This window comes from Sorangium sp. So ce836 (assembly GCF_028553905.1).
In the GTDB taxonomy this organism is placed as follows: domain Bacteria; phylum Myxococcota_A; class Polyangia; order Polyangiales; family Polyangiaceae; genus Sorangium; species Sorangium cellulosum_D.
In genome coordinates this window covers 13,767,749-13,793,261 of the sequence record NZ_CP102233.1, presented here as the reverse complement: position 1 = coordinate 13,793,261, position 25,513 = coordinate 13,767,749, and the positions used below count along the sequence as shown (strand labels likewise).

Here is a 25,513-nt window from a genome sequence, read left to right as displayed (position 1 = left end):
AGGAACGCGCGCGGCCCGAACGGATCCGCACCCGAGCAGGCGCAGGGAAAAATCACGTTGGAAAGAGAAGGCGATGTTCGTGCCAACGCGCCGCCGGCGTTCCGGGCAGCGCGAGGCGTGCGCGCTGTCCGCTGGGCAGCGCGAGGCGTGCCTCCTGCCAGCGGGGCGGCGCGCAACGGGCGGCGAGGCCGTGACAGCGCTGTCGCGTTGAGACGGACGCACCGAGGTGACCAGGCCGCAAACGTCGCAGCGGGGTGAAGCGTGGGCGTGCACACGGGAGACCTCGGGTGGACGGGGTGCAACAGGGGCCAGGCCGGCGCGGGGCGCGCGGTCGGGCGCAGAGGACATGTCGTCGAAGGCGGCAGCGCGGCGGCTGCATCGACGCCTACGTGCCGGCGCGGAAGCGCGAGCTGCCCGTGTCGACCCGCCGGAGTGAAGGCACCGTACCGGGCTGCCATCGCGCTTCGGCGTACTCCATCCGCGTCGCGAGGCGTACGAGATCGGCGATCTCCGGGTGCGCCGCGCACGCGGCGGCGAGCCCTTCGGGCTTGGAGAGCGGGACCGAGAGCTCGAGGCCGCGCTCCTTGATCGTCGCGCGCACCGCGGTGGCGAGGTTGCCCGCGGCGAAGAGGCCGGCGCGGCGCATCGCGGTGCGGGTCGTCTTGACGGCCGCCTCGTAGGTCATCTTGCTGGCGCTGTCGCAGATCTCGCGGAGGCGGCGCTCGGCGCGCGGGGGGATGAGCTGCCAGAGGTTCTGCTCCAGCCGCACCACGGCCGGGTTGCCGCGCGTGCTGTGCGCGGTCGCCTCCAGCGGGCCGAAGGCGGCGACGACCGCGGAGAGGAGCGTGCGGAGCTCGTCCTCGGCGCTGGTGTTCACGAGGACGTAGTCGGGCATGGCGCCGGCCAGGTGAGCGCCGAGCAGGTAGCGCAGCTCGGGGCTGTCCTCGCGGATCTCGCCGCGCAGGAGCACGGCCGGCGGGTTGACCCGGATGACCTGGCCCTCGGGCGACGGCGGCGCAGGCGACGGGGCGCGCTGGTGGAAGAGCGCGGTGCGCAGGAGACCCAGGTGACCGGCCACGGCGCCGTAGAGCTCCCCGAGCACGGTCGGCGACGTCGGCTGGACCCGCTCGGAGGCGACGAGCCCGGACTGGGTCGCGTCGCGGCGGTAGAGGCCGGTCTCCCAGACGAGCGCGAGCGCCTCGTTGACCGGCGACTCCAGGTCGCGGAAGAGCAGGGCGCTCACGAGCTCCGGCGCGTCGCGCTGCGCGGCGAGGAGCGGGGGCAGGACGGCGCCCTCGCCGCGCCGGTCGGACGGCTCGTCGCCCTCGAAGGCGCGCAGCACGTGCTCGATGGCGCGGGCGTAGGTCATGTTCTTGTCGGCGATCGCGGCCGCCTGGAGGCGCTCGAGGGCGCCCCGATCGCCGAGCCGCAGGTGGGCCTGCATCCGGCGGACCGCCAGCGCCTCGCGGGAGCGATCGTCGCGCGGGGCGAAGCTCTTCATGAGCCGCTCGCCCGCCTCGTACGAGCCGGCGGCGAGCTCGCGGAAGAGCGAGGCCTCCTCGAAGCTCTCGGCCGCAGACGGCGGCCACGTCGTGAGGAGCCGCGTCGCGGAGGAGGGCGGCTGGAGCGACGCGGGGGCGGAGACCGGCGGCGAGGCGTGCTGCGCGCCGGCGCCGGCGCGGCCCGGGGCGGCGCCGCTGCGCGCGACGTTGCCCTCCGCGGCCCCGGAGGGCGGCGCCCCCGCGGGCGGCGCGACCGCCGGCCCCTCGAGCAGGTCGTCGTCCGACAGCGCGGGAGCGCTGGGCTGCGATGCGTCGGCGGCGATCAGCGACTCGTCGAGCGGGTCGTTGAGCTCGACCAGATCGATGTTCGGATTGCCGGAAGCCGGCGCGACGCCGCTCGACGGCGCGCGGCTGCTCGCCGGCGCACGGCTGCTTGCCGGCGCGCGGCTGCTCGCCGGCGCGGCGCCGCTCAACGGCGCGCGGCTGCTCGCGGGCGCGCTGGCGCTCGACGGCGCGCGGCTGCTCGCGGGCGCGCTGGCGCTCGACGGCGCGCGGCTGCTCGCGGGCGCGGCGCCGCCGGCCGACGGGGATGGGCCGCCGGGCTGCGCCTCGGGCGCCGCCGGGGCAGGCTCCAGGGCGGCGGCCCGGGCCGCCGCGGCGTGAGGGACCTCCTCGGGCGGCAAGGTCGCCCGCTCGCTGGCCAGCTCGGCGTTCAGCTCGGCGATCTTCAACCCGAGCGAGCGATCCGAGCCCGCCAGCACCGTGGCCTGCGAGAGGATCTGCGCTGCGCGGTCCGGATCGCTCGACGCGTGCAGGCGCGCGAGCTGCATCAGCGCGCGCGCCCGGTCGATCCCCGAGCTCTGCGCGACGAGCTCTTCGAGGGCCTTGCGGGCGGCCTCGGGCTCGCCCCGGGAAGCCGTGAGCTCCAGCTGGCGCCGCAGCGCCAGCGCGCGCGTCTCCGGCTCCGCCGCGGCCTCCTCGAGCAGGCGCGCCGCCGTCTCGAGCTCGCCGGCGTTCTGCGCGGTCTCGGCGGCGGCGAGCGCGACGCGGCCGCGCGCGCGCATGCCCTGGAGATCGCCGCCGAGCGCGCGCTCGAACAGCGGGAGGGCGGCGGAGAAGTTCCGCTTCAGCGCGAGGCGCTCCGCCATGCCTAGCGCGACCAGCGTGCTCGGGCCGACCTCGGCGTGGCGCCGGGTCAGCTCGCGCATGCCCGCGCCGTGGCCCTGGATGACGTCGAGCGTCTCGGCCAGGAGAAACGCGTGCAGATCGACGTGCGCCGGGCGCAGGCGCGGCGCGATGCGGCCGAGCTCCTCGACCGCGGCCTGCGCGTCGCGCGGCGTCCCGGTCCCGCGCAGGCGATACTCGATGCGGCGCGCCTCGAGGACGGCGTCGGGCGAGTCCGGGGCGAGCTTCACGGCCCGGCGAGCGCGCTCGAGGGCCGTGGCGTCGTCGCCGAGCATCGAGGTGGCGCGGGCCGCCTCGACGAGCAGCTGCGCGCGCCGCTCGGGGGCGTCGCGCGACGCGCTGGCGAGCTGATCGAGCGCCGCGGCGAGCGCGTGGCCGTCGCCCTCCCGGCGGGCGATCTCGACGCGGAGCTCGATCACGGCCTCGCGCGGCGCGATGCGCGCGACGCTCTCCAGGGTGTCCTTCGCGGACTCGACGTCCCCGCCGCCGAGGTAGCTGCTGCACGCGCGGAGGTTGTACTCGGCCCGCTCGTCGGTGGTCGTCGCGAGATCGCCCAGCCTGCACCAGAGCGGGGCGGCGCGGAGCGGCGTCCCGAGCCGCTCGTAGATGTCCGCGAGGAACCGGAGCGCGCTCACGTCGTCCGGCGACGCCGCGAGCAGGGCCTCGAGCTCGGCGCACGCCTCGTCGAGGAGGCCGAGGCGCTGCTCGAGCAGGGCAGCGCGCCGGAGCCGCAGCGCCCGCCGCGTGTCCGGCAGCGGGGCCGCCTCGATGCGGCGCGCGAGGAGGGCGGCGACGGCGGCGTGATCGCCGCGATCGCTCGCGTCCTGCTCGACGACCTCGAGGGCGTGCAGGTCGGTGAGGTCCAGCCGGGCGATCGCCTCGTAGAGCGCCACCGCGGTGCCGCGATCGCCGAGCTCCTGGGCGAGCGGCGCGAGCTCGCGCAGCACGAGCAGCCGCTCCTCGTCGCTGGAGGCGGCGCCCTGGAGGCGCGTGAGCACGTCGAAGAGCTGCCGGCGATCGTCGCCGCGCCGGGCGAGCCGGATGAGCTCGTCGAGGTGCGCCTTGTCGAACGGGGTCTTCTGCGCGGCCTCGAGGAGGAGCTCCAGCGCGCCGTGGAGATCGCCGCCCGCGGCGAGGATGCCGGCGAGCTCGCGCGTCATCTCGAGGCGGGCGGCGCCCGTCACGTCCACGCGCGAGAGCTCGGTCTGGAGGAGCGCCTCGAGATCGCCGCCGCGCTCCTCGGCCGCGTACAGCCGCCGGAGCTGGGCGACGATCCCGGCGCGCGCCTCGCCCTGGAGCTGGCCGCCGGCGAGCGCCCGCTCGAGGGCGACGATGGCCTCGGCGCGCTGGCCCTCGCGCTCGTGCTTGTCGGCGAGGTGCAGCAGCGCCTCGAGGCGCCGCGCGACCGGCAGGGCGTCGTCCAGAGCGCGCTTCAGCGCCTCGTCGCCGCTGGCCTCGACCGCCGCCTCCGCCTCGTAGGCGAGCACGTCGTCCTCGGGCGCGCGGCGGGCCGCCTCCACGAGCAGCGCCGCCGCGACCGGCGGCACGTTCAGCGCGCCGGCGAGCTTGCTCGCCCACCGGAGCAGGCCGGGGCCGACGCTCGAGTGCGGCCGCATCGCGGCGGCGTACACCGCCGCGATGAGGTGCGACGCCGGCTCGGTCTGCCGGGCGAGCTGGCCGACGATGTCGAGCAGCGTCTGGAACTCGTCGACGTCGCCGTCGGCGAGCATCGCGCGCTCGATCGCGGCGAGCGCGAGCGCGGGGGAGTCGAGGACCTCGACGGCGATGCGCGCCATCGCGAGCCCCGCGCGAGCGCCGTCGGGCCCCTCGAGCTTCGCGATGCTGGCCTTGACCGCGCGGTCGAAGCGGATGGCCTCGACCTCCGGCTGCCCGGTGGACGCGACGAGGTCGCGGATCGCCGCGCCCACGTCCTCGACGATCGCCGGATCCGGGCGCACGATCATCGCGCGGAGCAGGATGTCGAGGCGCAGCCGGAGGCCCTCCTCCGTGCGGCCGGTGAGGGCCGCGGCGCGCTTCAGCCACGCGTTGCGCGACGCCGGATCGGCGGTCGCCGCCACCCGCTCGAGCGCGCGCACGGCCTCCGAGGGCTCGCCGGCGTGCTCGGCGAGCCGCGCGAGCAGCACGTACGACGTGCCCTCGGTGGGCACCGCCTCGAAGCTGGCCACGGCGTGCGAGAGCGCGAGCTCGAAGGCGCCGCGCCGCTCGAGCTGCCGCGCGGCGCGGTAATGGGCGGCGCGACGGCCGTAGCAGCCCAGGGCCGCGTCGGCGAGCAGCCGGTAGGTTTTGTCGAGGACGTCGACGCCGCCGTCGGCGTCCGCCGACTTCTCGACGAGCGCGACGGCGTCGGCGCGGAGCGGATCCAGCTCGATCGCGCTCGCCGCCGCGGCGAGCGCCCGCTCGGGCAAGCCGTGCTCGTGCGCGAGGTTGGCGGCCTCGATCAGCAGGTTGGCGCGCCGGCGCCGCTCGGGTCCGACGTCGCCCGACCACCTGCTCTCCTCCGCGGCGGGCTGCGCTCCCCCGTCGCCCCGCGCCTGGGCGGCCCGGGCGACGATCGCGTCGAGCGCGGCCTCGACGCCCGCGAACTCGCACATGTCGCGCGCGTAGCGCTCGGTCCCGCCGCTCGGCGCGATCTCGCTCGCCCGGAACAAGGCGGACTCGGCGCCGCGATGATCCTCCGCCAGGTCCCAGAGCAGGCTCCCGAGCTCGCGCCACGCGGCCGCCGCCTCCTCCGCGGCGTCGCCGCCCTGCGCGGTGAACGCCCGGGCCTTCGCGTCGGCCAGCGCGATGGCGCCGTCGGAGCTCAGCCCCTTGCCGAGCGGCGATGTTTCGATGCGCTGGACCCGCGCGAGGACCTCCTGGGGGTCGGCCTCCGCCGCCGCGGCGGCGCGCGCGAGCTCCTGCGCCGCCCCGTCGGGGTCGCCGCCGTCGAGGCGACAGTCGGCGAGCATGAACATGAGCTCCGCGGCGTGCGACGCCGTCATCTCCACGGCCAGCCACCGCTCGAGCACGGTCACGGCGAGGTGCGGATCGCTGGCGCGGCGCGCGAGCTCCAAGAGCCGCTCGCGCAGGAGCGGGTTCTGCGGGCCGAAGACGTCGAGCGATCGGCGCGCGAGCGCCGTGCCGCGCTCGGGGTCGAGGTCGTAGAGCGCGTGCAGCGCGCTCGCCAGCGGGGCCGCCATCTCGCCGAGCGGCTTCGGCTGCGCCAGGATCCACGCGAGCGCGTCCGAGAGCCGGGCCGCGTCGCCGGCGACCGCTGCGCGGCGGATGAGCTCCGTGGTCGCCTGGGGGGACCCGGGCCGGAGCGCGAGCCACCGCTGGGTCCACGCGAGCGCGAGCGGCAGCTCTCCGAGCGCCTCCAGCGCCCTCGCGAGGCCGTCGCAGAGCGCGCCGCGCGGGAACACCGTGGTGATGGAGCGCTCGATCGCGGCGGCGACCGCGCGGTCGACCTCGAACGGCGGCGCCTCGCCCGCCTCGGCGGCGGCGGAGAGCTCCGCCGTGAGGATCGACGCGAGCGTGGCCACGGCGCGCGTGCTCGACGGATCGGCCTCGCAGGCGAGCACCGCGACCTCGCGCGCGAGCGCCGCGGCGCGCTCCCGCTCGTAGAGCGCCGCGGCGACCGCGAGCAGCACCGCGCGCAGCGCAGGCCAGACCGGCGCGGCGAGCTGCACGATCGCGTCGGCGCGCTCCCGCAGGCGCCCGGCCCGCGTGGCCAGCACGAGCGCAGCGCTGGCGGCGCCGCGGTGCCCCGGCGCCTCGCCGAGCAGCGGCGACACCTCGTCGAGCGCGCGGGCGTCCTGGCCCTGCCGCCGGGCGATCGCCGACAGGAGGAGCCGGGCGCGCACCAGGTCGACCCGCGTCAGCGCGGACGCGCGGATCGCCTCGGACCTCACCGAGCGCGCGCCGTCGCCCTCCGAGGACGGCGGCCGCGCCGCCTCGGCCAGCCGCGCGCGCAGCAGGGCGTCGAGCGCGGCGCCGCCCCCGGTCCGCCGGCTCAGCCGGTCGAGCGCCAGGAGGCAGCCGCGGTCGGTCGGCAGCGCCCGCGCGAGCCCCACGAGCGCCTCCTCGTAGGCGGCGCGCTCGTCCGGGCGGCCGCGGTAGATCACGACGAGCCGGCGGAGCGCGTCGATCCGCCCCTCGGCCGTGTCCGCGCCGCGGAGCGCGCGCTGCGCTGCGGCGAGCGCCTCGTCCTGCGCCTTGAGCCGCTCCGCGATCCGCTGGAGCCCCGCCGCGGCGCGCTCGGGGTCGCCGCCGACGCGCTTCAGCGCCTCGAACGCCCACCGCGCGAGGCCGGGGTCGCCGATCTTCTCCTCCGCGAGGCGCGCGAGCTCCGAGAGCGCGTCGATGCGCGCCGCCGCGTCGTCCCTCGCCCGCGCGTCCGAGCCCTCGCCGATGCGGATGAGCGCCTCGACGAGGGGCGCCATGTCGTGCAGGGTCGCCGCGTGCTCGCGGAGCGCGGAGCGCGCCGCCGCGTCGCTGGAGTCGCTCGCCGCGGCCTCGATCCAGGCCTCGACGGCGCGATCGGGGCTCGCGAGCGGGCCGGCGTAGAGCCGCGCGAGCGCCGCGTACGCCTCGGCCCTCGGCGCCCCAGCCCGCTGCTCGGCCCTGATCTCGAGCCGCGCGGCCACGAGCTCGTAGAGCCCTGCCTGCTCGAGCACCTCGTCGATCGCGCGGGCGGCGTCGCCGTCGACCTCCCCGTCGAGGCCGGCGTCGAGCACGCAGCCGACCGCGCGCGCCCAGTCGCCCTCGCTCGTCGCGCCCTTGAGCCGGTGGCCGTGGACCTCCGTCGCGCGCTGCAGCGCGGCCTCGCCCTCGCCGCCGGACGCCCGCGCCGCGAGCGCTTCGGCGTGCGCCCGGAGCACCTCGTCGGCGGCGCCGTGCCGGCTGCGCACGAACAGCGCGGCGGCCATGGCCTTGGCCGCCGTGTCGTCGTGGGGGGCGATCTCGAAGGCGCGCAGGCGGTCCTCGAACGCCGCCTCCCGCTCGCGCGCGGCCTCGCGCCGCTTGGCCGCCTCCAGGTACGCCTTCGCCGCGGCGGTGGGGAACACCTCCTCCGACGCCCACGCGGCGATCGTGCCGAGCAGCTCGCTCGCCATCGCATCGTCCGGGGCCAGCTCGCTCGCCTCTTCGAGCGCGTCGACCGCGCCCGCGACGTCGCTGGCGCGCGCCAGGAGCACGGCGATCTTGACCAGCATCCGCGCCGTCGCGCCGGGCGGCTGCGCGTCGTCGCGGAGGCCGCGCAGCGCCGCCGCGGCCAGGGCCGGCTCGCCCAGCCCGGCCAGCCAGCCGGCCAGCTCGCTCCTCATCGCGGCGTCGTCGCCCAGCGAGAGCGCCCTCCGGGCCAGCGCCGCCGCCCGGTCGAGCTCGACGCCGCGCGCGGCGAGGATCCTCGCGAGGGCGAGGGCCGCCTCGCGCTCTCCTTGCGCGTCGCCGGCGGCGCGGCGCTCGTCCACGCGCGCGCGCCAGTAGGCCTCCTCAGCGCGCGGGCCGCGGTGGCGCGACACCGGCGCGACGGCTCGGCTCCCTCCGATGAGCAGCTGCCCCGCGGAGGCGGGCCCCGCTGGCTCCATCAGCTCCGGCGAATGCAGCGACCTCCGCGCGCCCGACGCTGATGCTGCCCGTTCCGGAGGTGAAGAGCTCATTTCGGCGACCCGCTTCGGGTATGCTGAACCCGATCAGCCTAACAGAACGACCGCGGTACAAGGCCAATCTTCCGGTGCGATCTCGCGCCTTACCTCAGCGTCACCGCGAACGGTAACACCGTGAGCGCCCGCTCTCCGGCCAGGAGCGGCGCCATGGAGGCGGCGAAGGTCCCGATCTCCGGCGCGACGCCGAGCCACTCGGGCAGCAGGGCGCCCGCCATCGCCTCCCGCGCGCGCTCCCTCAGCGCGGCGCGGTCGGGGGCGCGCGCGGCGCTCTCGCCGGTCTCGTCGCGGGCGGCCAGGAGCTCGATCAGGCCTCCATCGTCCTGCTCGATCTCGACCGGCGCGTCCTCGGGCAGCTTCGCCAGCTCGCGCGCGAGCGCGATCGCCCGCTCCAGCCCGCCGAGCTCATCGACGAGCGACCGCTCGTGGGCCTCGACCCCGCCGAAGATCCGCCCCTCCGCGGACGGCGCGATCGTCTCCAGCGGGAGGTTCCGGCCCGCCGTGATGCGCTTCAGGAACAGATCGTAGACCGCCTCCATGCTGGCGAGCACGCGGGCGCGGGTGGGCTCGTCCCAGGGCGTGAGCGCCGACATGTACGCGGCGCGCGCCGCCCGCGTCGGATCCGGGTTGGCCGCGACGGTCTCCGCGTTGATCCCGATGTCCGCGAGCGCCTTCCCCACGGCGAACTTGCCGCCCACGACGCCGATCGAGCCGATGATGCTCGTCGGCTCGGCGAGGATCTTGGTGCCGGCGCAGGCGAGGTAGTAGCCGCCGCTCGCCGCCATGCCGCCGATCGAGACGACCAGCGGCTTCTCCTCCCGCAGCCGCATCAGCTTCTGCCAGAGCAGATCCGACGCCAGCGCGGACCCGCCGGGCGAATCGATCCGGAGCACGACCGCCTTCGCGCTCGTGTCCTTGGTCAGGCGCGTGATGATCCGCCCGAGCTCGCGCTCGCCGATCCCGTCCGACGAGCCGAGCGGCATCCCGCTGGCGGTCATGGTGATGCCGCCGATCGCCGGCACCACCGCGACGTGCGGCGTGCCCAGCGTGCTCGCCCCCGAGATCGAGCGGAACACGTCCACGAGGCTCCGCGAGAGGCTCGCGTCGCGCGGGGCGCCGCCGAACCGCGGCACGGAGAGCTCGGTGCCGGCGAGCTTCTTCGCGTCCTCGATCGCGGCCTCGACGTCGCCGAGCTCGTCCACGAGCCCCCTCGCCTTCGCCTCCTCCGGGGCGAACGGGCCGTCCTCGACGGCCTCCCGGAGCTCCGGCTTGCCGCGCCCCTCCACGATGCCCGAGAGCCACGCCTCGCGGAGCCCGCTGAGCGCCGACTGGAGCGACTCACGCGCCTCGGGGCTCGCCCCTTCGCGCGTGAACGGCTCGCTCGCGCCCTTGAACTTCCCCACCTGGAGGAAGTCGACGTCCACGTTGAGCCTGTCGAGCAGCCCCTTCGCGAACATGAGCTGCGCCGCGATCCCCACCGTGTCGACCTGCCCGGCCGGGCTCAGCCAGAGCTTGCTGCAGGCGGCGGCCGCCAGCAGCATCGTCGCGTTGTTGTACTCGTCCGCGTGACACACGACCGGTCGCCCCGCCTTGCGGACGTCGCCGAGGATCCGGCCGATCTCGTGGGCGCGCGCGAACGCGAGGCGCGCGCTCCCGAGCCGCACGAGGAAGCCCTTCGCGCTCTCGGCCTCGGAGAGCGCCCGCAGCGACCGCACGAGCTGCGCATGGGTCCTGCCGCTCGGCGGGCCGAAGAGCGACGCCGACGCGCTCTCGGGGAGCCCGCGCGAGAGATCGATCTCGACGACCGCCGGCTCGTCGAGGCGCCCTGCGGGCGGGGCCGGCAGCGGCGCGGCCCGCTCCCTCCCGGTGCACCCCGCCATCGATGCCGCCGCCGCGAGGGCGCCCGCACCGAGCCACCGCATCCGTCGAGCTCGGCGCTTATTCATGCTTGATCCCGGGCAGATCGGAGGTGTCGATCACAGGCGCCGTCGTGCTCGGCGCGGCGGCCGGCGGCGGGTGCACGCCGGGGAGATCGCTCGTATCGATCGTCCCCCCCGGGGCGACGTAGTCGTCCGGCACGCGGCCGTCGTCCGGCCCCGGCGCCTGGCGACCGCGCCCCGGCGCGGCCGACGAGCTCGGGCCGGGAGCGCCCAGCGCGGCCGACGAGCTCGAGCCGGGAGCGCCCGCCGCGGAGCCCTCCGGGCGCGCGCTCGAGGCCGGCTGGGCGCCGCCGCTCGGCTTGTCCTGCTCGTCCGGCGCCTTCTCGACGCGGTCGATGAAGGCCCGGAGCGGGCGCGCGAGCAGGTGCGGCGGGCTCATGGCGAGCAGGCGGTCGCTCTCGACGCGCGCGGCCGCGAGGTCGCCGGACCGCGCGAGCGCATAAACGAGGAGCGCCCGCGCCCGCCCGGGGATCTGCTCGACGCTCGCCGCCGCCCGGAGCCGCTTGACGACCGTGGCCCAGCTCGGCTGAGCCTCCGCGAGATCGAGCGCGGCCAGCGTGAGGGAGTTCTCGGGTTGCGCGCTCTCGGCCGAGATCGACGCGACGAGCTGCCGCGCCGCGGCGAGGTCCCCCTGCACGCGGAGCAGATCGATCGCGGCGCGGCTCACCTCGGCGTCCGTCGGCGCGACGCGCCGCGCGTGATCGACCGCCTTGCGGGCGCGGTCGATCGCGCTCTTGAGCTCGTGCCGCATCGTGTCCAGATCCGGATCGTCCTCGGCGAGCAGCTGCAGCCGCAGCCACCGCATGTCCGCGTTCACCGTCTCGACCCGGGCCAGCGCCGCGGCGACGCGCGGATCGTCCTCGGCGAGCGCGCTCGCCTTGACGAGCTTGTCCCTCGCGGTCTCGAGATCTCCCTCGGTCAGGCTCCGCTCGCCGTCGGCGAGCAGGGTCGCGACGCGATCGTCGCTCGTCGCCGGACGGGCCTGGACGGCCGGCTTGAGGTACCTCGGCCCGAGCGTCGCGACGCTCACCACCGCGAGGCCGACGACGACGAGCCCGACGATCCACCGCGCGATCCCGGTCCTCTTCATCGGCAGCGAGGTGATCCGCGTGTCGCCGTCGCCGTCGTCGGCGTAGGAGGGCCCGCCGTCGGGGTCGGCGGGCGACACAAGCGGCATCGCCCCCGCCCTCCGCCCCGCGCGATCCTCGGCCGGCGCGCGCGGCGCCCCGCGCCTCGCCACGGGGCCCTCGTCTCCATGGCCGTCGGCCGAGGCAGGAGCGGCCGCGCGCTCGGCGCGCGGCGGCGGCGCGCTGTTCGGGATCCGGAGCGGGCCGACCCCGGCGGCCCGCCCTTGCGCGTCACCGCCGGCTTCGGCCCCCGGCTTGGCGCTGCGCGCCTCGGCGACCCCGGCGCCGCGGAGCGTCCGCGGCTCTTGCCGGCGCGCGGGGTGCGCGTCCGGCAGCGGCGGCGCCTCTTCCGGCGGCACCACGACCCCGGGCAGCGCGCTCGGCTTGAGCATCGCCCGCGCCGGAGCGCTGGCCTCGGGCTCGAAGGCCGCGGGCAGCGTCGCCCGGCGCGGCGAGGGGCGCTCCTTGGCGGACTGGACCTCCCGCACGTCGCGCACCACCGTCTCGTCGTCGTGGATCGACCCGGGACCCGCCTCCGCGCTGGGCTCCGCGCGCGGGAGCGGGATCGCGACCGAGCCGTCGGTCTGCATCGGCGCCGGGCCGCCGAGCCCCGGGGGCGTCAGCGACCTCGAGCGGCTGGGCATCGGCGACGGCCCGCCGATGCCCAGCGCGGTCCCGGCCATGACCATGCTCCCCGGGCCCTTGAAGAACGGCTCCAGCTCCGCGATGGAACCGAGCCGCCGCGGCCGCGCGTTCCCGCGCGAGATCACGTCGTCGCGGGTGACGTGGCCCTGAGCGATCGCCGCCTGGAGCTCCCGGAGCATCCTGAACTCGAGCTCCCGGCCGCCGAGGGTGCGCACCAGCCACTTCTCGGGGAGGGCGCCGTCGGTGCGGCGCACCTTGAACTGGTAGCCGCAGTTCGTGCACTTGACCGTCGTACCGCGCTCCGACACGAGCGCGTCGTCGAACTCGTACTCGGTGCTGCAACGCTCGCAGGTGACATCCATCGGCTCGACCGGTCCCCGTGTCCTCGCGAACGGCTGGCCCACAGGCGCGAGCCTGCCGGGATTCCTCATTCGGAGGTGGCCGCCCGGAACTCGGCGGAACGGTAGCACGGGTTCCCCTGCGTGCCCCAAGCGGTCCGCGCCGCGCCGCGCCATCCTGTCCGGCCGCCGCGAGCCGCCCGCCGCGAGCCGCCCGCCGCGGCCACCCGCCGCGAGCCGGCCGCCGCGGCCACCCGCCGCGAGCCGGCTGCGCGAGCCACCCGCCTCGGCCCCACGCCGCGAGCCAGCCTCCGCCGGGCGCGGCGCATCCGCCGCGAACCGCCGCGCGCGCGCGGGCCACATCCCGACGTGAACGCGGCTTCACGGCGCGCGCGCGGGCCGCCGAAATGCGCCGCGTCTCGCTGGGCTTGTTCGGGGCATGTCGCTTGCTACGCTCGTCCGGTCGCGACCGTCACGCGCGAGGGCGCCGCCCCTCGACGCCGGGCGGCCGAATGCCTTCGGGAGACGGTGAATGAAGCGACTTACTCTGCTGGGTCTCGCGAGCGTGCTGGCGCCCCTCCTCGCGGGTTGCCCCATCTACGATGACGCCGACAGCCACTTCTGTGATGCAGAGGACTGCGGGCCCGGCATCCCGAACTCGAACGGCTGTGACGAGCCGGCCGACTGCGGGATCAACGAGACCTGCGGCGAGGACAACGAATGTCACGTCGGCGACTGCACCGCCTGGGGGTGTAGCGACGGCTTCGAGTGCGTCGTCGACGACGATCACACCGCCTCGTGCGTCGCGACCGGCTCGACCGGGCAGGGCGGCGGCGGCGGCGGCGGCAGCGACGCGGTGTACTGCGGCAACCCCGACGACTGCGCCGAGGGCGAGACCTGCGCGCCGGACGGCACCTGCCAGCCGGGCAGCTGCGATCAGGTCCTCCCGAGCGGCGAGCCCCTCGGGTGCATCCACGGCTATGTCTGCGAGGGCGCCGGCGACGACGCGACCTGCGTCCCGGCGACCCCGGCCGCGTGCGGCGCCGACGCCGACTGCGCCAGCCTCGGCGCCGGCTACCTCTGCGTGAGCGGCATCTGCACCGCGCCCCAGGACCAGTGCATCGACCAGACCCAGTGTCCGGTCAACGACAAGTGCGTCGAGGGCAAATGCACGCCCGCCTGCAGCGAGGACGCGGACTGCCCCAGCAGCTACCGCTGCGACACAACCCTCGGCATCTGCTCCCAGCCTGCGCAGCCCTGCGTCATCACCGACGACTGCGGCGGCCCCTCTGCCGTCTGCGTCGACGGCGCCTGCGTCCCGAGGAGCGACGGCGAAGACTGCCCCGAGGGCGACGTCTGGGTCGAGAACGGCTGCATCCCCAATCAGTCGAGCAACTTCGTGTGCGGCGAGGATGGGGCGCAGGACGTCTGCGCGCCGGGGTCGCTCTGCCTGCACCACAGCTGCTACATCTCGTGCGGCCCGTCGAACCCGAACGCCTGCGACAACCAGTCGCCCTCGCTGAGCGAGTGCAGGACCGTGACGACGTTCTCCGGCGTGCATCAGGTGTGCGGGTCGAGCGAGAACCTCGGCGGCGAGTGCGACCCCGAGACGTCCTGCGCCGACGGCGGGATCTGCGTCGACGGCTTCTGCCGCTGACGCCGCGGCGCTCCCCCGCGTCACCCTCGCTCTCGGGCAGGGCGCCCGCGCGCCCTGCTCCCTCCGTGCGCAATATGCCCTTGGCATGCGCGCTGCCTCACGTCCCGCCGGTCACCGTTCCAACCAACGTGAATCCACGCTGAGGGATGCGCGATGCTCGCGCCCCGCACGCTGTGTGAACCGACGGAGCCACAATGAAGGCAACCGATCTCGTCAATTACATGGCCGACATGTTCCCCTACAGGAGAAGGAGCTCACTCGACTGGATCATCCCCGTCTCGGTCGGGCTCGGCCTCGGCGTCGCGGTGGGCGTCGGGGTCGGCGTCCTGGTCGCGCCGACGTCGGGTGACGAGGCGCGCCGCCGGCTGCGCGACAGCACCGGCCGGCTGCGCGAGCGCGCGGAGAAGGTCAAGGATCGCGCCCTGGGCGCCGCGCGGCGGGCCCAGGAAGAGATCCAGGAGAGCACCAGCGCGCCCCCCACGGGGGAGCGCTCGTTCGCCAACGACCTCGGCGTCCGCTGAGCGAGCCCCCAGAGCAGGGCGCGAAGGCGCCGCACCGTCCCAGCGCGGCGCGGCGCCTTCCATCATTTCCCGAACGCTTTCCGGCGGCCGAGCGACATCTGCGCAGCCGGAGCGGCACAAGCGATGCTTTTCCGAGAGCAGATGGATTGAGCGAGACACCTCGCGAAGCGCGTCACAGGGGTCCTCGGCGAATGATGTATTACCGGACGCTCACTGCATTCTTCCCAGGCCGCACGGAAGCCGCGGGCGCGCTTGGCCGCCTCCTCGCCCTGGGCGTCGCGGCCGAGGACATCAGCATGGTGCCCAAGCAGCACACCCGTCTGGACGAGCTCGAGCTGACCATCCACAGCAAGGCGTCCGAAGGGGCCGCCTTGGGCGCTGTGATCGGCGGGCTCGTCGGGGGCGCGCTCGCCGCGATGACGGCCGGAGGCGCGCTGATCATCCCGAGGCTCGACGCGTTCCTGGCGGGGCCCATCGTCGCGTGCCTCGCTGGAGCGGGCGCCGCCGGCGCGGCCGGCACCCTGCTCGGCGCCGTGCTGGGCGCGCGCTTGCCCGAGTACGAGGCGCGCCGGCTCGACGAGGCCGGCAGCGCCGGCGGCGGCGCGGTGCTCTCGGTCCGATGTCTGCCCGACGTGTCCCGCAGCGTCGAAGAGGTGCTGAGCGAGAGCGGCGGTCGACGCATCCGCAAGACGTACAGCCGCCGGGCCTGAAGGGGGCTCGCCCGCGGCGCAGCGCGACGGTGCGAGGTGGGACGGCGCGCTCCCGGGGGGCAGCGCGCAGCATCTGGGGGGACGGAGGTGGGGCAGCGCGCCCGCGCACGACGGCGGACGCGCGTCCCGCACACCGGCGGCGCAGGGCGCGCTCGCGCGGGCGCGGGGGCTCAGGGCGACGAGCCGAGCTGGCCCTGGGACCGCGCCTGCTCGTCGAAGAAGGTACCGACCGCCTGGGCAAAGGTGCCCTTGACGTAGCTGCGGGTCGCGAGGGCCCCGAGCCTGCTGAGCACGCGCGGCGTCAGGCCCCCGCCGAGCAGGAACCCGAGCCCAGCCGCCGCAGCGAGCGCGACGTGCGGGTTCTCTCGCGCGAACGCCGAGACCGCCCGCGTGACCTCCGTTGCATCGAGCCGGCCGAGCGCGTCGTCCGCCTTCTCCCCCGCGTCGCGCTCCTGTGTCGCCTCGACCTCGCCTTCCGCCATGGTGACCTCCTCAACCCAGCCGTGTAACGACCCGTCCGATCAGGTAGCCCACCGCGGCCACCGCGCACAGCGTGGCCACGGGGCGCTCTTGCACGAGCGAGACAAGCCGCTCGTCCGCGCGGCGGACCTCGCTGAGGACGCGAGGGACGACGGCGGGAACGTCCGCTTGCCGCACTCCGCTCCCGGGCTCTTGTTCGAAGCTTGCATCCTTGACGACCATCGTGAGCCGGCCTCCAGCAACGCCCGAACCATCCGGAAGACGTGCATCGGATGCACGATCCGGAGACCGCCGCGCCGGCGCGGGGCAGCAGGGCGAGCAGATCCAGGAGCGAAGCGCGCGCGACGCGCGCGGGGCGGCGACGCCTCCCGGGACGTTCGTGCTCACCGAAAGGAGAGAGCCAGGGGAGCGCCGCCCGTGGTGGTCTCGCGCGCCGGCCGCGCCCTCGCGGGCCACCGCCGTCCAGGTGACGGGCGCCGCGCGCGCGGAGCCCGCGCCGACCGTGACGGCGGCGGACCGCCTAGAACCGCACGCCGAACGCCCGGAGCGCGCGGCGCAGCGCGTCCGCGCCGTCGCACACGGCCACGCGATCGGCGTCGGGCCGCGCCGCGGCGCCCTGCGGATCGCCCTTGAACCAGACGGCCCGCATCCCTGCCGCGAGCGCGCCGTCGACATCTGCGGCGAGCGAATCGCCCACGTGCACCACCGCGGCGAGCGGCGCGCCGAGGCGCTCGGCCGTCCACGCGAAGATCTCCCTGCCCGGCTTCTCGAACCCGAGCCGCCCCGAATCCGCGATCGCCACGAAGTGCGCAGACCAGCCGAGCTCTTCGACCAGCTCGGCGAGCCGGCCCTCCGAGTTCGACAGCACCGCGACCGGCACGCCGGCCCGCCCGAGCTCGACCACGACGTCGATCATCCCGGCGATCGGCCGGCGCCAGAGGTTCTTCCGGGGCTGCTCCGTCCAGAGCCAGTCGACCGCCGCGCCGACCGCGCCGGCCGGAACGCCGCCCGCCTCGAGCAGGCGGCCCATCATGATCTTCCACGGGTGCCCGCCGAGCCCACGCCGGATCGCGTCGTTGTAGACGCGCCACCCCTCGTCGACCCCGCCGTCCAGCTGCTCGCGGGACACGGCGATGCCCCGCTCGGCGAGGCGGACGGAGAGCATCCCGGTGTCGAGCTCCACCAGGGTCTGGCCAAAATCGAAGGAGACGGCGGTCGCGGGCTCGTTGCGCATGATTACTCGGCGTACATCGCCTCGATCTCGCGCGCAAAGTTCTGGCTCACGCTGCGCCGCTTGATCTTCAACGTCGGCGTGAGCTCGCCGTCCTCGATGGTGAAGCCGCGCGGCAGGATCGAGAACTTCTTGATCGTCTCGACCTGCGCCAGCTCACCGTTCACCTCGTCGACGGCCCGCTGCACGGCCTCCCGGAGCTCGGGCGACGCGTGCGAGAGGTCGCCACTCAGCCCGCGCTCGGCCGCGAAGCGCTTCACGGCGTCGGGCGCCAGCACGAGCAGGGCGGTGAGGAACTTGCGCCCGTCGCCGACGACCACCGCCTCGGCGATGAGGTCGTGGCGCTTCAGCGCTTCCTCGATGTTCTTGGGGGAGACGTTCTTCCCGCCGGCCGTGATGAGGATCTCCTTCTTCCTCCCGGTGATGTGGAGGAACCCCTCCTCGTCGAACCTGCCGAGATCCCCCGTGTGGAGCCAGCCATCGACCAGGGCCTGCGCCGTCGCCTCCGGGTCCTTGTAGTAGCCGAGGAACACGGTGGGCCCCTTCACGAGGATCTCGCCGTCGTCGGCGATCCGCACGTCCATGCCCGGCACCGCCGGGCCGACGGAGCCGAGCTTCGTCCTGCCCGCCAGGTTGTAGCTCGTCGCGCCGCTCACCTCCGACTGGCCGTAGACCTCGGTGATCAGGAGGTCGAGCGACGCGAAGAACTCGAGGAGCTCCTTCGCGATGGGGGCCGCGCCGGTGCTGCACACGTGCGCCCGGCCGAGCCCGATGGCCGCCTTCACCTTCGAGTAAACCAGCTTGTCGTAGAGGCGGTGCTGCAGCGCGAGCAGCGGCCCCGGCTGCTCGCCCCGGGCGCGGAGCTCGCTGTGCTGGAGGCCGACGCGCCGCGCCTGCTCGAGCGTGAATTTCTGGAGGCGCTTCGCCCCGGCGAGCTTCGCTTCGATCCCGGCCCGCATCTTCTCCCAGACGCGCGGGACCCCGAAGAAGGCGGTCGGCCGCACCTCCCGGAGGTTGTCCGCGAGCGCCTCCATCGACTCGGCGAAGTACACGGCCGCGCCGACCGAGGCCGGGAGGTGGATCGTGAACATCTGCTCGGCGATGTGCGACAGCGGCAGGTAGGACAGACCGATGTCCCAGGGCGAGAACGGGACGATGCGCGCCGCCACGTCGGCCGCGCTCGTGAGGTTCTCGTGGCTCAGCATGACCCCCTTCGGCGGCCCCACCGTCCCGGAGGTGTAGAGCAGCGTCGCGAGCCCCCGCGGCTCGAGCGCGTCGAGCCGCTGCTCGAACAGCTCGTCCGGGACGCGGCTGCCCCTGGCGAGGAACTCGTCCCACGACAGGACCCGCGGATCGCCCGCCTCCGCCGCGCCCCGCATCAGCACCACCCACTCGAGCTGCGGCAGCCGATCCCACTGGCGGACGATCTTCTCGAGCTGCGCCCTGTTCTCGACCAGCACAAGCTTCGAGGCCGAGTGGTGCACGACGTGGCGCACCTCCTCGGGCGAGCACGTCGTGTAGATGCCCGCGGGAGCGCCGCCGACGGCCATGCCGGCCACGTGGAGCACCACCCACTCGGGCCGGTTGAAGCCGAGGAGGCTCAGCGCGTCGCCGGGCGCGACGCCGAGCGCGATGAGCGACTTGCCGGCGCGCTGCACCTCGCTCGCGTACTCCCGGAAGCTGGTCATCCTCCAGAACCCACCCTCCTTCACGTAGTGGGCTGGAGCCTCGGGCCGCACCTTCGCCTGACCCAGCAGGCGCCGCGGAATCGAGTCACAGGGCATCGGCCACCTCATCACGAGACATGGTGCGCACGTCGAGGCGAGCTTCTCACACTCTCCTCCCAGGTACAGAAACCTCGCAGACCGTGACGCTTCTCACAATAGCAGGCGCCGCCTCGGGGTGCCGAGGGGAGACGCCCCGCTGCGCTCGTGTGTCCAGCGGCGCTCCGATGCCGGCCTCGGCGGTCCTCGAGGCTGGAGGCGCGCTCCGGTGCGGGGCGCCCGGCGATGGTTATTGCTGCGGTTACGGGCTGGACGCCGGCGCGCCGTCGTGGGCGCGCCGATCCGCGTCCGCCCGCCGCTGCGCGAGCGCTTGCGCGCGCTGCCGTCGGCTTGACTGGACGGCGTTGGATCAGGACCATTCTGCGGTGAGCGAGCACAAGGGGACGAACGACGAGGCTGACTGGGCGGTGGACTCCGCCCGCAGCAACGAGCTCGCCGCCTCTGGCCCGCCGGAGCATGTGCAGGCCGCGCTCGACGCCCGGACCTTGCGCTCGCGGCAGCTGCCCGCCCCTGTGGCCTCGGAGCCCCCGCCGACGATCCCCATGCGGCGCCCGGACCGCGACGCGCCGACCGCCGTCGGCCGGGATGCGCCGCCGGATGCGCCGCCGTCCCCTCCCGACCGGCACGCGCGCAGCCTCGGCAAGTACCGGTTCATCGCGACGCTCGGGCGCGGGGGCATGGCGGACGTGCACCTGGCGGTCGCGGTGGGGCCGGCAGGCTTCAGCAAGCTGCAGGTCATCAAGCGCCTCCGGCCCAACATCGCCGACGAGCCCGAGTTCCGGGACATGCTGCTCGACGAGGCCCGCCTCGCCGCCCGGCTGAACCACCGCAACGTGGTGCAGACCAACGAGGTCGGCATCGCGGACGGCGAGTACTTCATCGCCATGGAGTACCTCGACGGGCAGCCGCTCAGCCGGGTGATCTCCCGCGCGCGCGAGCAGGAGCGCGCGATCCCGCTCGCCGTGCGGCTGTGGATCCTCAGCGAGGTGCTGGCCGGCCTCCACTACGCCCACGAGCTCGTCGACTACGACGGGACGCCGCTCAACGTCGTGCATCGCGACGTCAGCCCCCACAACATCTTCATCACGTACGACGGCCAGGTGAAGATCGTCGACTTCGGGATCGCGCTCGCGGCGCACCGCGTGGTCGAGACGCAGGCCGGCACGCTGAAGGGCAAGGTCGCGTACATGGCGCCCGAGCAGGCGTTCTCGCACTCGTCGCAGATCGATCGGCGCGCCGACATCTTCTCGGCCGGCGTCATCCTCTGGGAGATGCTCGCCAGCCGCCGGCTCTGGCGTGGGCTGACGGATCCGCAGATCATCTCGCGCCTGATGCGGGACATCCCGGACGTGCGATCCGCGCGCCCCGACGTGCCCGTCGATCTCGCGCGCATCTGCGCCCGGGCGCTCGCCCAGGCGCGCGACCGGCGCCATTCGACGGCTGCCGATCTCCGCGCGGAGCTCGATCGCTGCGCGGAGCGCCTTGGAGAGCAGGTGACGGCCGAGCAGGTCGGCGAGCTCGTGAGCGCGCTGTTCGCGAGCGAGCGGGCCGAGATCCGGACGGTCATCGATCGCCAGCTGAAGCAGCTGCAGGAGCACGGCCCCGACGCGGGGGGCGCGGAGCTCGGCGGCCGCGCGTCGAGGCTGCCGTCGCTGCCGACGCGCGAGCCGCTCGACTCGTCTCCTTCCGCCGAAGAGGGGGCGATCACGGGCTCTGATCCCTCGGCGCCCGCGCGCCCTCTCCACCGCTCGAACCCTCCGCAGGCGACGCTCCACGCCGTCGTGCGGACCGAGCCGGCCCCGGCCGCGCAGCCCGGACCGGCGCCGCGGCGCTCGCGGCTGCCGCTCGTCGCGGCGGCCGCGGTGGTCGCGCTGATCGGCGCCGCGACGGTGTACCTGAAGGTGCGCAATCCGGGTCGGCCGAGCGCCCGCGCGATCGCGCCGCCGGCCGAGAGCGCGCCGCCCGCGCCAGCGCCGCCGGCGCCCGCGCCCTCCTCGTCGGCGGCCGAGAGCAGCCCTCCGCGGCCCGGGACCGACGCCGCGCTCCTCCGGGCGTCGATCAAGGCGAGCCCGGCCAGCGCGAAGATCCTCGTCGACGGGGTGGAGCTCCCGTCGAACCCCTTCGACGGCAAGCTCCTCAAGGACGGCGCGGCGCACCGGATCGAGATCTCCGCGCCAGGCCACGTCGCGCAGCGACGGATGCTTGTGTTCGACAGGGACATCGAGCTCGAGGTGACGCTCCATCAGGCGCCGAAGGGGCCCGCCCCCTCCCCCGCGATCACGGCCGCGGCGAGCGCCGCAGCGACCACCACCGCAACCTCCGCGACCTCGCAGCCGGTTGCGCCCCCTGCCGAGGCGGATCCGACCATCCCGCCGCCGAAGCCCGACCCGTACTGATGCGGCGGACGCCGTTATAGATCGCGGTAGCCCGTGGGCGGATCCACGAGCTTGGCCGCCTTCGCCACCCCGCGGAACACGTAATCCGAGTAGCTGTAGGGGCCGTCCGACCACACGAGAAAGTCGTCCTCGAGCACCCCGTTCGGCGCCCCCTCGCAGAGCTCCGGCGCCGCGAGGACGGGGCCTTCGTTGTAGATCGGCGCCGACGCGTTCACCTCCTCCTCGGCCTCCTCCATGGCGGCCAGCGCCCCGGCGTGCCGGTCCGCGTCGAGCTCGTCCACGGGGTACAGCTCCCAGTCGAGCAGCACGAGCTCCGGGTGCGGAGGATCGTCCGGGGCCGACTCGAACGGGGCGTGCGCGGCCTCGGGGAGGCCCGTCCGCGCGAGCGCCTCGAGCAGGCGATCCCGGTAGCGCGGCGCCGCCGCGTCGGGGGTCCAGAAGGCCGTGAGCGCCGCGATCACCTCCTCGGTCTTCGCCTCGCGCCACAGCGACGGATCGCGCGAGCCGAGCTCGAGCCCCCGCTCCTTCTTGAGGCGCGCCTCGAAGGCGGCGGCGTGCGGCGCGAACTCCGGCAGCTCGGCGAGGGCGTGATCGACGGACCAGTGGAGCCGGTGATCGACCTCGCGCATGTAGCGGTGCTTGCCGAGAGCACGGAGGAGGCGGGCGATTTCGTCGGGTGTGCGCGCTGCGAACGACCAGGCAAGCATCATGGGGCTGGGCTCATCGATCCGTGCAGGTGACGGCGCGCCGCGCCCGCTCGCCGGCGCCGCTCAGGCGAGCACGGGCGTCGAGCAGCTCGGCACGGGGTGACTTTCCATCGCGCGGACGCGGCGTCGATCACTTCTTGCCGGGCACGTGCCATACCCCGGCGAACCACACCAGGGATCCGTCGGAGCGGCGCACGGTGGCGGTGGGAGCGAAATACCCGCCCGGAGGGACGGCCTCCCATCGTCCCGGCTGCCACGCCCAGCGGCGGCTCCGCCACTGCCACTCGCCGTCGATCCAGACGAGGCCCGGCTTCTCGGGCGGCGAGATGATCTCGACGCGCGCCGGCGGCGGCGGGTAGGGCACGACCACGGCGGGCTCGCTCGGCAGGTGGGGGCCGGTCGGAGGCAGCGGGAGCGAGCTGCCGCAGCCCGCGAGCGCGAGGGGCAGCGCGAGCGCGCGCGCGCGGCGGAGCAGGGCCTTCATCCAGCGTCGATCCATGAGAAGTACGCTTCGAGGATGTCGCGCCCGACGAGCAGGCACTCCAGCGTCGCGAGCGCGAGGAACGGGCCGAAGGCGATGCGGGCCTGGCCGAACCCCTCGCCGGGCTCCTCCGCGAGCGGATCCTGCGCGAGCTCCTTCTCGGCGGCGGCGCGCTCCTCGGGGGACATCGCCGAGAGCTCGGCGCGGATCTGCTCGCGCTCGAGGCGCACCGCCTCGGGCTCCTCGATGCTCCCGCGCAGGAGCAGCAGGGCGATCGCCACGATCGAGCCCTGGACGGCGCCGGCGCCGAGCACGAACAGCGCGCCCCCCCAGCCGAACCAGGCGCCCGCCAGCATGAGGAGCTTCGCGTCGCCGAGGCCCATGCCCACGCGGCCGCCGCGGAGCCGAGGGTAGATCACGACGAACGGGAGCCAGACGACGGCGAAGCCGACCGCGGCGCCGAGGAGCGCGTCGGTGAAGCCCATCGAGCGCAGCGACGCGGTGGCGACGCCGAGCACCGCGCCGCCGATCGTGATCCCGTCGGGGATGTACATGTGCTCGAGGTCGATGAACGTCGCAGCGACGAGCCCGAGCGCGAGCGCGAGATCGGCGGTGTACGTGGCGAGCGCGTGGAGGATCGGCGTCGACCAGGGGAGCCGGAGGATGATGAGCTCGACGATGGCGAGCGACAGGACGCCGCCGACCGCCTCGACGAGGGGGTAGCGCGGCGACACGGGGGCGCCGCAGCAGCGGGCGCGGCCGCGCAGCAGGAGGTAGCTGAGGACGGGGATGTTGTCGTAGGCGCGGATCGGCGTGCCGCACGCGGGGCAGCGCGAGCCGGGGCGGACGACGCTGAGCTCGCGCGGGACGCGGTGGATGACGACGTTGAGGAAGCTCCCCCAGAGGAGGCCGAAGCAGAGCGCGAAGGCGCGCAGGAACCACGGGGGGAAGTCGGCGAGCGTCACCTTCGGCTCATGTCCTCGGGCTCGAGGCGGCGAGCCGGAGCATCATCGTGAGCGCCTGCTCGAGCTCCGCGACCGTGGGCTGCACGGGGTTCTCGGAGAGCGCCGCCTTGAGATCGACGAGGCGCCCGCCGAGCTCCTGGTAGTGGCGGCGCACGCCCTCGGTCGGCGCCTCGGCGACCCACCGCCTCACGATCTCGCGCAGCTCGTCGAGGTCGCTGCCGGCGAGGAGCTGCGCCATCTGCGAGGCCATCGGATCCGGTGCGTCGCTCACGCCCTGCCCCATCCCGGCCAGCATAGCGCGGGCACTTTGACGGGCGAGGGGTCCTGCGACATAAGGCGGAGCGCTTTCGAGGAACCGTGCCGACGAGGACGCCCGCCGCTGCCCTGATCCTGTTGGTCGCCGCCGCCATCGCGGGAGGGGCGGGCTGCGACCGCGCGGAGCAGCCGCAGCCGCAGGCCGGGGAGAAGCGCGCGGACGGCGGCGCGCCGGCGGCGCCCGCGCCGTCCGGGAAGGTGCTCGAGGCGGCCGAGAACGAGTCGCCCGCCGCGAGCGCGAGGCCGCAGGCCGGCGCGGTGCCGGCGGGGCCCGCGCGCGTCGAGATCCCCGCCGGGAAGCTCGTCGCGGGCAGCACGCCCGGGGACAAGGGGCGCGATCCCGCGCTGGAGCCGGCGTTGCTCGACGTCGAGCTGGGCGGCTTCACCATCGATCGGTACCTGTACCCGAACGATCCGGCGCAGCCGCCGCTCACCGGCGTGACGCGGGCGCGCGCCTCGGAGCTCTGCGAGCAGGCCGGCGGCCGGCTGTGCACCGAGCTCGAGTGGGAGCGCGCGTGCAAGGGCCCCGAGGGGACGCCCTACGCGGGCGGGGCCGCGTGGGATCCGGCGTGCGCCAAGGCGCCGGCGTCGTGCGCGTCCGGGTTCGGCGTGCTCGGCATGGGGGCCGCGCTGCGCGAGTGGACCGCGAGCGACGTCGCGCCGATCGAGAACCTCCAGCCCAAGGCCGCGGCCGTGCGCGGGGCGACGGCGAGCGCGAGCAGCGTGGATCACCGGTGCGCGCGCCGCGCGGCGGTCGATCCGGGCGCGTCGGGCGACGACATCGGCTTCCGGTGCTGCCACGGCGCGCCGAACGCGGCGTCGATTTCGTCTCCGCAGTGGCAGCAGACGTACCGGCGCGCGGAGATCGGGCCGCAGCAGGTCGCGGAGCTGCTCGCGTCGGTGCCGCAGCTCCGCGATCTCGGCGGGGAGGTCACGTTCTTCAAGGAGCCCGACGACGTGAAGGTCGTGCTCAGCCGGGGCCGGACGCGGCTCTCGCCGAGCGGCACGCCGGCGCTCCAGCCCGAGGCGAGCCCGCCCCCGAACACGACGCTCACCACCTCGCCGCTGCTCTGGAACCCGGTGCCGGGCGAGGAGGTGCTCGTGGTGACGGGGAAGTCCGACGATGACTCGTTCATCGTCGCGTTCCTGAAGCTCCCCGGAGACCGCTACCGGATCGCGTCGTCACTGCTGCTGAAGGGCGATCGGGGGCCGATCGCGCTCGGCTTCAACGGTTACGTGCGGCGGCGGCTCACGTGGGCGACCTGCTGGGATTGCCGGGGCGAATCGGGGAACGTCACCTACCGGGACGACAACCGCGTGGTGATCACGCAGAGGTGATCGCGCCGGGCGCTGGCAGGGCGCCGACCCCTCCCCGGCCGCTCAGGTGTCGGTGCCGAGCAGCGCGTGCCGGTACGCGGTGGCGTACTCGATGATGCGCTCGACCGCGTCGACGAACTCGGAGCGGTCGAGCGACTCGGTGGGCAGCTCGGCGCACAGCAGGATCTCGTTGCGATCGCCGAGGGCGAACTTGGCGATGCGCATGTCGCGGTTGGCCTCGAGCAGGTGACGGAGCAGGCCGAGCATCTGGCCCGTTTCCTCGGCCAGGGGGGTCAGCCTCGCGCCGGCCTCGTCGCGGCCCTGCATGTCGATGGAATCGAGCACGCCGAACATCGAGAGCACGACCCAGTTCTCGGTGCACTGGACGAAGAACGGCGGGAGATCGACGACCCCTTCCTCGCGCGGGCAGATGCGCAGGGTCGACGGCTTCGTCAGCTCGGCGCTGTAGCCGATGTCTTCCGTCCAGCGCTGCAGGGTCGCCACGTCGATCACGGTTCACCGTGATCGCCCCGCTGCCGCCGGAGATCA

At 75.0% G+C, this 25,513-nt stretch carries 16 protein-coding genes; 5 read left to right on the top strand and 11 right to left on the bottom strand.

Translation table 11 applies throughout. The annotated features are described in order from the left end of the window. Window positions 1–385: 385 nt before the first annotated feature. The 3 genes from NQZ70_RS50345 to NQZ70_RS50335 all read right to left on the bottom strand — a co-directional run bounded on the left by NQZ70_RS50345 (window position 386) and on the right by NQZ70_RS50335 (window position 12,424). Window positions 386–8,209 (bottom strand): hypothetical protein, encoded by a 7,824-nt coding sequence (locus tag NQZ70_RS50345; RefSeq protein ID WP_207217684.1) that lies wholly within the window; start codon window positions 8,207–8,209, stop codon window positions 386–388. A 227-nt stretch (window positions 8,210–8,436) separates the two neighbouring features. Beyond that, the gene (locus NQZ70_RS50340; RefSeq protein ID WP_129580584.1) at window positions 8,437–10,272 is read right to left on the bottom strand and encodes a S49 family peptidase; all 1,836 of its coding nucleotides are present in this window, start codon (window positions 10,270–10,272) and stop codon (window positions 8,437–8,439) included. A 16-nt stretch (window positions 10,273–10,288) separates the two neighbouring features. Further along, window positions 10,289–12,424 (bottom strand): zinc-ribbon domain-containing protein, encoded by a 2,136-nt coding sequence (locus NQZ70_RS50335; protein WP_165374572.1) that lies wholly within the window; start codon window positions 12,422–12,424, stop codon window positions 10,289–10,291. A gap of 508 nt (window positions 12,425–12,932) precedes the next feature. Here NQZ70_RS50335 and NQZ70_RS50330 point away from each other — a divergent pair. From NQZ70_RS50330 to NQZ70_RS50320, 3 genes are all read left to right on the top strand, one after another. Beyond that, a complete protein-coding gene (locus NQZ70_RS50330) occupies window positions 12,933–14,057 on the top strand; it encodes a hypothetical protein (protein WP_129580582.1) in 1,125 nt (374 codons plus the stop codon). Window positions 14,058–14,251: 194 nt separating this feature from the next. Beyond that, window positions 14,252–14,578, top strand: coding sequence for a YtxH domain-containing protein (locus NQZ70_RS50325; protein ID WP_237244791.1), 327 nt, complete (start codon window positions 14,252–14,254; stop codon window positions 14,576–14,578). Between the two features lie 296 nt (window positions 14,579–14,874). Beyond that, window positions 14,875–15,288 (top strand): hypothetical protein, encoded by a 414-nt coding sequence (locus NQZ70_RS50320; protein WP_237244790.1) that lies wholly within the window; start codon window positions 14,875–14,877, stop codon window positions 15,286–15,288. A gap of 170 nt (window positions 15,289–15,458) precedes the next feature. Here the strand turns inward: NQZ70_RS50320 and NQZ70_RS50315 are convergent, their stop codons facing one another. The 3 genes from NQZ70_RS50315 to NQZ70_RS50305 all read right to left on the bottom strand — a co-directional run bounded on the left by NQZ70_RS50315 (window position 15,459) and on the right by NQZ70_RS50305 (window position 18,783). Further along, window positions 15,459–15,770 carry a hypothetical protein gene (locus NQZ70_RS50315; RefSeq protein ID WP_129580580.1) on the bottom strand — a complete coding sequence of 104 codons (312 nt, stop codon included), beginning with the start codon at window positions 15,768–15,770 and terminating at the stop codon, window positions 15,459–15,461. A 518-nt stretch (window positions 15,771–16,288) separates the two neighbouring features. Further along, window positions 16,289–17,002 carry an HAD family hydrolase gene (locus NQZ70_RS50310; RefSeq protein WP_129580579.1) on the bottom strand — a complete coding sequence of 238 codons (714 nt, stop codon included), beginning with the start codon at window positions 17,000–17,002 and terminating at the stop codon, window positions 16,289–16,291. Between the two features lie 2 nt (window positions 17,003–17,004). Continuing rightward, entirely contained in the window at window positions 17,005–18,783 is a 1,779-nt protein-coding gene (locus tag NQZ70_RS50305) for a long-chain fatty acid--CoA ligase (RefSeq protein WP_129580578.1), read from the bottom strand. Window positions 18,784–19,148: 365 nt separating this feature from the next. Here NQZ70_RS50305 and NQZ70_RS50300 point away from each other — a divergent pair, with 365 nt between their 5' ends. Next, on the top strand, window positions 19,149–21,179 hold the full coding sequence (locus tag NQZ70_RS50300; protein WP_129580577.1) for a serine/threonine-protein kinase: 2,031 nt from the start codon (window positions 19,149–19,151) through the stop codon (window positions 21,177–21,179). Between the two features lie 14 nt (window positions 21,180–21,193). Here the strand turns inward: NQZ70_RS50300 and NQZ70_RS50295 are convergent, their stop codons facing one another. The 4 genes from NQZ70_RS50295 to NQZ70_RS50280 form a co-directional block, all read right to left on the bottom strand. Beyond that, complete coding sequence (locus NQZ70_RS50295) at window positions 21,194–21,889, bottom strand: hypothetical protein (RefSeq protein ID WP_129580576.1); 696 nt, start codon at window positions 21,887–21,889, stop codon at window positions 21,194–21,196. A 127-nt stretch (window positions 21,890–22,016) separates the two neighbouring features. After that, complete coding sequence (locus NQZ70_RS50290) at window positions 22,017–22,370, bottom strand: YXWGXW repeat-containing protein (RefSeq protein ID WP_129582053.1); 354 nt, start codon at window positions 22,368–22,370, stop codon at window positions 22,017–22,019. After that, window positions 22,367–23,332, bottom strand: a complete 966-nt coding sequence (locus NQZ70_RS50285; RefSeq protein ID WP_129580575.1) for an A24 family peptidase — start codon at window positions 23,330–23,332, stop codon at window positions 22,367–22,369. The genes NQZ70_RS50290 and NQZ70_RS50285 overlap by 4 nt, the downstream gene beginning before the upstream one ends. Before the next feature lie 7 nt (window positions 23,333–23,339). Continuing rightward, entirely contained in the window at window positions 23,340–23,603 is a 264-nt protein-coding gene (locus NQZ70_RS50280; protein WP_237244789.1) for a hypothetical protein, read from the bottom strand. 86 nt (window positions 23,604–23,689) lie between these two features. On the opposite strand from NQZ70_RS50280, the gene NQZ70_RS50275 reads away from it, so the two are divergent. Further along, on the top strand, window positions 23,690–24,985 hold the full coding sequence (locus tag NQZ70_RS50275; RefSeq protein WP_129580573.1) for an SUMF1/EgtB/PvdO family nonheme iron enzyme: 1,296 nt from the start codon (window positions 23,690–23,692) through the stop codon (window positions 24,983–24,985). A gap of 42 nt (window positions 24,986–25,027) precedes the next feature. Here the strand turns inward: NQZ70_RS50275 and NQZ70_RS50270 are convergent, their stop codons facing one another. After that, complete coding sequence (locus NQZ70_RS50270) at window positions 25,028–25,477, bottom strand: YbjN domain-containing protein (protein WP_129580572.1); 450 nt, start codon at window positions 25,475–25,477, stop codon at window positions 25,028–25,030. Window positions 25,478–25,513 lie beyond the last annotated feature (36 nt).

Coding starts and splice junctions, on each gene's coding strand:
- NQZ70_RS50340 (WP_129580584.1), bottom strand. CDS start 10,272: ATGCGGTGGCTCGGTGCGGGCGCCCTCGCGGCGGCGGCATCGATGGCG.
- NQZ70_RS50335 (WP_165374572.1), bottom strand. CDS start 12,424: ATGGATGTCACCTGCGAGCGTTGCAGCACCGAGTACGAGTTCGACGAC.
- NQZ70_RS50330 (WP_129580582.1), top strand. CDS start 12,933: ATGAAGCGACTTACTCTGCTGGGTCTCGCGAGCGTGCTGGCGCCCCTC.
- NQZ70_RS50325 (WP_237244791.1), top strand. CDS start 14,252: ATGAAGGCAACCGATCTCGTCAATTACATGGCCGACATGTTCCCCTAC.
- NQZ70_RS50320 (WP_237244790.1), top strand. CDS start 14,875: ATGGTGCCCAAGCAGCACACCCGTCTGGACGAGCTCGAGCTGACCATC.
- NQZ70_RS50315 (WP_129580580.1), bottom strand. CDS start 15,770: ATGGCGGAAGGCGAGGTCGAGGCGACACAGGAGCGCGACGCGGGGGAG.
- NQZ70_RS50310 (WP_129580579.1), bottom strand. CDS start 17,002: ATGCGCAACGAGCCCGCGACCGCCGTCTCCTTCGATTTTGGCCAGACC.
- NQZ70_RS50305 (WP_129580578.1), bottom strand. CDS start 18,783: ATGCCCTGTGACTCGATTCCGCGGCGCCTGCTGGGTCAGGCGAAGGTG.
- NQZ70_RS50295 (WP_129580576.1), bottom strand. CDS start 21,889: ATGATGCTTGCCTGGTCGTTCGCAGCGCGCACACCCGACGAAATCGCC.
- NQZ70_RS50290 (WP_129582053.1), bottom strand. CDS start 22,370: ATGAAGGCCCTGCTCCGCCGCGCGCGCGCGCTCGCGCTGCCCCTCGCG.